We start from the raw sequence: 7,008 nt of genomic DNA on the forward strand, positions 1-7,008 counted from the left end.
GCGGCGCGGGGGTTTGTGCCGGTACGGCCGGCTGTGCCCGCGTGGGTTTCGGGTAGGCATCGTGCTGCGGCAACAACCTGTTCACAATGCGTCCGCTCGGGCCCGGCCCCCGGTGGATGCGCCCATTGTCCGACAGCCGCCGACAGACCTGGTTCACGGTCTGCCGACGAAGCTCCAGCGCTTCCGCCAGCTGTCCGTCGTCCAGGCCGGCCGGAGCCTTTGCCAGCCGCTCAAGAATGCGGTCCGCGACAGTAGTCACAAACCCGGACGCTATACGCCATCCAAAATCCGCTTGCAAGCGGGGTGGGTCGACTTCAGCGCCTGTCGTCCGTCCGTGGTGAGTCCGGCGCTCCGCGCGAGCGGTGCAGGCGTGCCCGGTGGTGGTTTGATGATCCGTGCGCCTCGGCGTTATCCGCGGCCCATTCGGGGAATAGCCGCCGATGACACCCCGCGGCAACAAGCCAATGATCCAGCCAGGAGGCGACGATGACGCAACTGATGCCGGACGACGACATCAACAGCGTCGACGCCGGCTACATCAACGCCTATGGCGGCCCGCTTGAGCAGTCCGAGAGCCTCGACAGCGACGGCCTCGGATCAACCGACCGGGGGCATGACCCGCTTGACGACGGCTGGGATCCGCCGGACCGCTTCAGTCCGGGCGAACGCTTCGGCACGACCGCCGCGGAACAGCGTACGGGTGAGTCGCTGGACTCACTGCTCGCGCAGGAGCAGCCCGATCCGGATCCGTATGCTGAGGCGGCCCGGTTGGAGTCGGGCGACGTCCTGGAGTCCGACGTGTACGCTCCGTTTGATCCGCCGGAAAAGCTCACGCTGGACCTTGACGGACCAGCGGGCAGTTCACCCCCGCTGCTCACCGATGACGAAGGCGTACGAAACGTAACCACTGGAGAGCTCATCGCACATGGCCCGGTCGGTGGACGCTGCCGCAGCCGCGAGGACCCCCCGCGGCCGAGCGCGCCGGAGGAGGAAGCGGTACGGGTCCACAACGAAGAGTGACTAAGTGGTCGGACCCGCTCCAGCACGATCCGACCGACGCTCTCACCGCCACCCCGCGGTCTGCACACCGCCGCCATACCCGCCATGCTGGCACGATGGCCTACGGCGAGCCGGCTCCCGACGACACGACCGCGGCGCGCGAGCCGCCAGCGAACGACGCCCCTGGTTATGAGGGGCTGGCAACCTTCTGCCACCGACCGTGGCTGCCCGCGCCGGCAGACCTCGCGGCCCGCCGTCCGGACGTCGCCGTGATCGGAGCGCCGTTCGACATCGCGACCACTCATCGGCCGGGCGCCCGCTTCGGCCCGCGGGCCCTGCGCGCGCTCGCCTACGAATCCGGCACATATCACCTCGATCTCGGTATTGAGATCTTCGACTGGCTCGACGTCGTGGACGCCGGGGACGCCCGCTGCCCGAGCGGGCAGACCGAGGCGTCCCATCGCAACATCCGCGCGAAGGTCGGCGGCGTGGCCGGGCTCGGCATCATCCCGGTCGTCATCGGCGGCGACCACTCGATCACCTGGCCAGCGGCGTCCGGGGTGGCCGAGGCCGTCGGCTGGGGTGAGCTCGGCGTGCTGCACTTCGACGCGCATGCCGACACCGCGAACATCATCGACGGCAACCTCGCCTCGCACGGGACACCCATGCGCAGGCTGATCGAGTCCGGAGCCGTCCAGGGGCGCAACTTCGTCCAGGTCGGGCTGCGCGGCTACTGGCCACCACCAGACGTGTTCGCCTGGATGCGTGAACAGGGCATGCGCTGGCACCTGATGCAGGAGATCTGGGAGCGCGGATCGCGCGCGGTTGTCACCGACGCGATCGCCCAGGCTGTGGACGGCTGCCGCGCGCTCTATCTATCCGTGGACATCGACGTACTCGACCCCGGCTTCGCGCCGGGTACCGGCACGCCCGAACCAGGCGGGATGACACCCGCGGACCTGCTGCGCGCCGTCCGCCAAACCGCGCTGGACACCCCGCTGGCGGCGGTGGACATCGTGGAGGTCTCACCCCCCTACGACCATGCGGAGAACACCGTCAACAACGCACATCGGGTCGCGATGGAGGTGTTCGCCGCCCTCGCCCACCGGCGGCGCTCCGCAGCCGGCGGTGTCCCCGGCCTACCTGGACGCGACCCGCACGGCATCTCCTGACCCGCACCGGTCCCCCGGTCCACCGGTCCACCGTGGACCGGTTGGGACTCGCGTCCCGCCAGCGTGGGGACGGGGACCCCCTATTGGGCAGATGGACCGCTGTTGGGAACATAAACCCGATATCTCCCGCGGACTTCCCACTCTGAGGTGGCGCCCATGCAGGGACGGCAGCCCCGACGATCAGCAAGCCGGCGGTCGCTCCTGCGCGGATCGATCGGCGCTGCCAGCCTGCCCGGCCTGTCGGCGCTGATCGCGGCCTGCTCGGGTGCACACACCGAAACGTTCTCCGAACAGCAGCACCCGAAACCCGGCCCGAACAACCCCATGCTGTGGCCCATCAGCGCCGACAACCGGCCCATCGCGAGCAACCTGCCGCCGGAACGCGGCCGCCCCCTCAAAATCTTCAACTGGCCCGACTACATCGACCCACGGGCACTCGCGTCGTTCCGCGACTCCGTGGGTGTGACCGTCGAGGTGACGACGTTCAGCGACAACAGCCAGGCGCTGGAGGCCATCTCGGCCGGCACCGTCGACCACGACATCTACCTGCCGAGTTATGACCAGCTCGCCCAGCTGGTCGGCAACGGCCGGCTGCGGCCGCTGAACCACAGCTACATCCCGAACATCAGCCAGGTATGGCCGGACTTCACCAACCCGTTCTATGATCTCCAGTGGCGCTACACCGTGCCGTACACCGTCTACAGCACCGGCATCGCCTGGCGTTCGGACCTCGTCAGCGAGGACATCAGCGCGCGGGACAACCCGTTCGACGTCTTCTGGGACGCCCGGTACCGCGACAGGATCTCCGTGATCAACGACTATCGAGCCGTGATGGGCATGGTCCTGCTGCGGAACGGCCTCGACCTGAACACGGCCCGGCAGAGCGATCTCGACCTTGTCCGGGCGCAGCTGGCCGACATGGTCCGCGAGATCCGGCCCAAGGCGACGATCACCAACTACCGGGACCTGCCCGGGGGGCACTTCCCCATCGTCCAGGCCTGGTCCGGGGACGTGGTGAACGCCCGCAACTACCTGGCCAAGGACGCGAACCCGAACATCCTGCGCTACTGGTCACCGAGCGACGGCCGCCACCAGGCGGACAACGATCTGATGGTGGTCCTGCGGGACGGCAGGAACCCGGTGGCCGCGCACATGTTCCTCAACCACATGCTCGACTTCGATGTCGCGCTGGGAAACTACGCGACGATCGGATACCAGCCACCGCAGAACCGCATCACCTCCGCCGGACTCATCAGTCAGGGGTTCCTGCCACCGAGCCTGGCGAGCGCGGCTGTGGAACCGGCCTACTTCGCCACCGGCCTGCGCATTCTCGAGCTCGACCCCGACGTGGACCGACGTTGGCGGTCGGTCTGGAACGAGTTCCGCACCAACACCTGACACACCCGCGCCTGGCAGCGCGGGCCTTGAGCTCAGCGAGCGGTCATCGGGCGGCCGAGGGCGTAACAGGCGATCGCCGCGGCCGCCGCGACGTTGAGCGAATCCACCCCGTTCGCCATCGGGATCCGCACCTGGGTGGTGGCCGCCTCGAGCGCCGCCCGCGTCAGGCCCGGGCCCTCCGAGCCGAGCAGCAGCGCCAGCTTCTCGTGCGGCCGGGCGCTGAACTCGCCGAGCGCCACCGCGTCCGGGGACGGCGTGAGCGCGACCACCGCGAACCCGTGGTCCATCAGCAGCGACAGCGCCGCCGGCCATGGATCGATGCGGGCGTACGGCACCGCGAACACCTCGCCCATCGACACCCGTACCGACCGCCGGTACAGCGGATCAGCGCACCGCGGGCTGAGCAGAACCGCGTCCATCCCGAGCCCCGCCGCTGACCGGAAGATCGCTCCGAGGTTCGTATGGCTGACGATGTCCTCGCAGACCAGTATCCGGTCCGCCGTGTCCAGCACGTCCCCCAACGAGATCAACGGACGACGGCACATGGAGGCCAGCGCCCCACGGTGCACCTCGAACCCGGTGATCGTGGCAAGCACGTCCGGCCCGGCGAGGTAGACCGGGATGCCCGGGTCGAGATCGTCCGGCACCAGCGCGAGCTTCGACGGCCCGACCAGCAACGAACGCGGACGGTAACCAGCACGACGGGCCCTCTCGATGACCATCTCGCCCTCCGCGATGAACAGCCCCTCCGCCGGCTCCCGCCGTCGGCGCAGGGCCACGTCGGTCAGCCCGACATAGTCACGGACCCGTTCGTCGGCCGGGTCGTCGATCTCCACAATGCCCAACCCGCTGTCACACTCCGTCCGATCGAAGCGCGCCGTCACGATCCCACCGTATTGACATCCTCTCCGCCGTGAAGGGCGGAGATTCCCGTCTGCTACGCCCCGGTGGGGGTGAGCTCCGGGTGGGTTCCCGTTTCTCCGCGCGGTGCCGGCACGGGTGCCGATCTTACCTGCGCTCCGCGGGCAGACACCGCCAGTCCGGCGGCCTTCGCGACGTTGACCGCCGCGTTCACATCCCGATCCAGCACGGTCCCGCACGCCGGGCACGTCCACTCCCGGACCGCCAGCGGCTTCGGACCGTCTTTCACCCCGCAGGCCGAACACACCCGCGACGTCGGTTCGAACCGACCGATACGCACGAACCGTCGCCCATGCAGGGCCGCCTTGTACTCCAGCATCGCGACAAACGCCGACCAGCCGGAGTCGTGCACCGACTTCGCCAATCGCGTACGAGCGAGTCCTGTCACCGCCAGATCTTCCACGGCGACCGCTTGGTTCTCGCGGATCAGCTTGGTGGACAGATAGTGATGGAACTCGCGCCGCGCGTCGGTGACCCGCGCATGCTCCCGGGCGACCTTGACCCGCGCTTTCGCCCGGTTCGCTGAACCCTGGCGGGGTTGGTCGGTGGCGCACCGCTGACCGTGCTTCGCCGGTACATCGAGGAGCAGACCCGTCCGGTCCAGAACACGCTCGGGCCTGAAGGCCCACATCTTGGTAGCAGAATCAGCCCCCATGACCACTCACCTGGCCGCCCAGCCGGCCGCCCGGTCGGCCCCCCGGCGCGTCGAAGCACCCGTCGACCTGCTTGTGCGCGGCGCCGACATGGTGGTGACGGTCGACGACCAGCGCCGCGAGCTGCCTGGCGGGTGGGTCGCGGTGACCGATGGGCTGGTCAGCGCTGTCGGCGCGGCGAGCGACCCGCTCCCGGCGGCGCACCGCACCCTGGACGCGGCCGGCTGCCTGGTCACCCCAGGCCTGGTCAACACCCACCATCACATCTTCCAGAACCTCACCCGGTCATTTGCGCCGTCGGTGTCCGCGGCGCTGTTCACCTGGCTGCGCACGCTCTACCCGCTGTGGGCGCGCCTGGACGAGGAGGCCGTGCACGTCTCGGCCTACGTCGGCCTGACCGAGCTGGCGCTCGGCGGGTGCACGACCAGCACCGACCACCTGTACGTCCACCCCCGCGGCGCCGGTGACCTGATCTCGGCCGAGATCGCCGCGGCCCGCGCGCTGGGCATGCGGTTCCATCCGGCCCGGGGATCGATGTCACTGTCAGTAAAGAACGGTGGGCTACCGCCGGACTCGATCGTCCAGGATCCCGATGAGATCCTCAGCGCCTCCGCGGCGCTTGTCGCCGCCCACCACGATCCCTCCCACGGCGCCATGGTCCGCATCGCGCTGGCGCCCTGCTCACCGTTCTCGGTGAGCCCCGAGCTGATGCGGGCCACCGCCGAACTCGCCGAACGTCTCGACGTACGGCTGCACACCCATCTCGCCGAGGACCCCGACGAGGACGACTACTGCCTGGCGGCCTACGGCCGGCGTCCGGTCGAGCACTTCGAAGACGTCGGCTGGGGAGGCGACCGGGCCTGGGTCGCGCACTGCATCTGCCCGAACCCGGCTGAGGTCGCCCGGCTCGGCGCGTGGGGTACCGGGGTCGCGCACTGCCCGAGCAGCAACATGATCCTCGGCGGCGGGCTGGCACCGGTCATACGGCTGCGGGCCGCGGGTGTACCGGTCGGGCTCGGCTGTGACGGCTCCTCCTCGGCGGACGCCGCGTCGCTGTGGCTGGAGGCCCGCACGGCGATGCTGCTGGGACGGGTCCGCGGCGGGGCCGCGTCCATGTCCGCCCGGGATGCGCTCGAGATGGCCACCCGTGGCGGCGCGGGCTGCCTCGGACGGACCGGTGAGATCGGTGAGTTGTCCGTCGGCGCGGTCGGTGATCTGGTGGTCTGGCCACTGGACGGGATCAGCTTTGCCGGGGCGCTGACCGACCCGGTGGAGGCGTGGCTGCGCTGCGGGCCGGTCGCAGCCCGGCACACCGTCGTCGCGGGGAGGATGGTGGTGGCCGACGGGATGCCTGTGCACCCCAGCCTGGCCGAGATGCTGCGCCGCCACCGCATGATTGCCGCACGTATCCAGGGGCTGGGGTAGTACTACAGGGATAGATCCTTAATACATGAATTATGGTCATGTTTTCCTGCAGAAAATTGGGCCGTTTGTCCCATTCGCAGAACCATCAACGGCTCGTCCAACCTGCTGCCCGTCGGGGACCGGGCCGCGGTGCACGCGGCCTGGCGACGCCACGCCGACCTGGTCCGCCGCGCCTGGATGCGGGGCTCACCGGTCTGCCCGCGGCGCTTGCCCGCCTATCGGCCTGGACCGGTGCGGTCGGGTCGGGAACGATCGGGTCGGGAACGATCGGGTCGGAAGCGGTCGCTGACGAGCCCGTGACCGCACGGGCGCTGGCCGGCCACATCCAGCGCGCGCTCGACGCCGACCTTCCGGGCCGTCAGCAGCTCGAGCGCCGCCGCCAACAGGCCGGTCGGCACGGGCAGAGACCGCGCCGACCGGGCTAATATTTGCAGCTTACG

General features: G+C 69.5%; 6 protein-coding genes and 1 pseudogene. 4 read left to right on the forward strand and 3 right to left on the reverse strand.

The window, feature by feature from the left end; genetic code table 11:
- The first annotated feature begins 486 nt into the window (after positions 1–486).
- The 3 genes from MJ797_RS08900 to MJ797_RS08910 all read left to right on the forward strand — a co-directional run bounded on the left by MJ797_RS08900 (position 487) and on the right by MJ797_RS08910 (position 3,569).
- Positions 487–1,020: a hypothetical protein gene (locus tag MJ797_RS08900; protein ID WP_239333589.1), complete on the forward strand. Its 534-nt coding sequence runs from the start codon at positions 487–489 to the stop codon at positions 1,018–1,020.
- A gap of 95 nt (positions 1,021–1,115) precedes the next feature.
- Positions 1,116–2,171, forward strand: a complete 1,056-nt coding sequence (gene speB / locus MJ797_RS08905; protein ID WP_239333590.1) for an agmatinase — start codon at positions 1,116–1,118, stop codon at positions 2,169–2,171.
- A 156-nt stretch (positions 2,172–2,327) separates the two neighbouring features.
- On the forward strand, positions 2,328–3,569 hold the full coding sequence (locus MJ797_RS08910) for a spermidine/putrescine ABC transporter substrate-binding protein (RefSeq protein WP_239333591.1): 1,242 nt from the start codon (positions 2,328–2,330) through the stop codon (positions 3,567–3,569).
- A 32-nt stretch (positions 3,570–3,601) separates the two neighbouring features.
- Here MJ797_RS08910 and MJ797_RS08915 read toward each other — a convergent pair whose 3' ends face one another.
- Together MJ797_RS08915 and MJ797_RS08920 are read right to left on the reverse strand one after the other, a co-directional pair.
- On the reverse strand, positions 3,602–4,453 hold the full coding sequence (locus MJ797_RS08915) for an RNA methyltransferase (protein ID WP_239333592.1): 852 nt from the start codon (positions 4,451–4,453) through the stop codon (positions 3,602–3,604).
- A 53-nt stretch (positions 4,454–4,506) separates the two neighbouring features.
- Positions 4,507–5,022 (reverse strand): annotated as a pseudogene (locus tag MJ797_RS08920) (RNA-guided endonuclease TnpB family protein); the annotation flags it as partial.
- Positions 5,023–5,143: 121 nt separating this feature from the next.
- On the opposite strand from MJ797_RS08920, the gene MJ797_RS08925 reads away from it, so the two are divergent.
- A complete protein-coding gene (locus MJ797_RS08925; protein ID WP_239333596.1) occupies positions 5,144–6,568 on the forward strand; it encodes an 8-oxoguanine deaminase in 1,425 nt (474 codons plus the stop codon).
- 215 nt (positions 6,569–6,783) lie between these two features.
- Here MJ797_RS08925 and MJ797_RS27440 read toward each other — a convergent pair.
- Positions 6,784–7,008 (reverse strand): hypothetical protein (locus MJ797_RS27440; protein ID WP_374581786.1); only part of this gene is annotated, 225 nt, incomplete at its 5' end.

The sequence above is a fragment of the Protofrankia sp. CiP3 genome (assembly GCF_917627345.1).
In the GTDB taxonomy this organism is placed as follows: domain Bacteria; phylum Actinomycetota; class Actinomycetes; order Frankiales; family Frankiaceae; genus Protofrankia.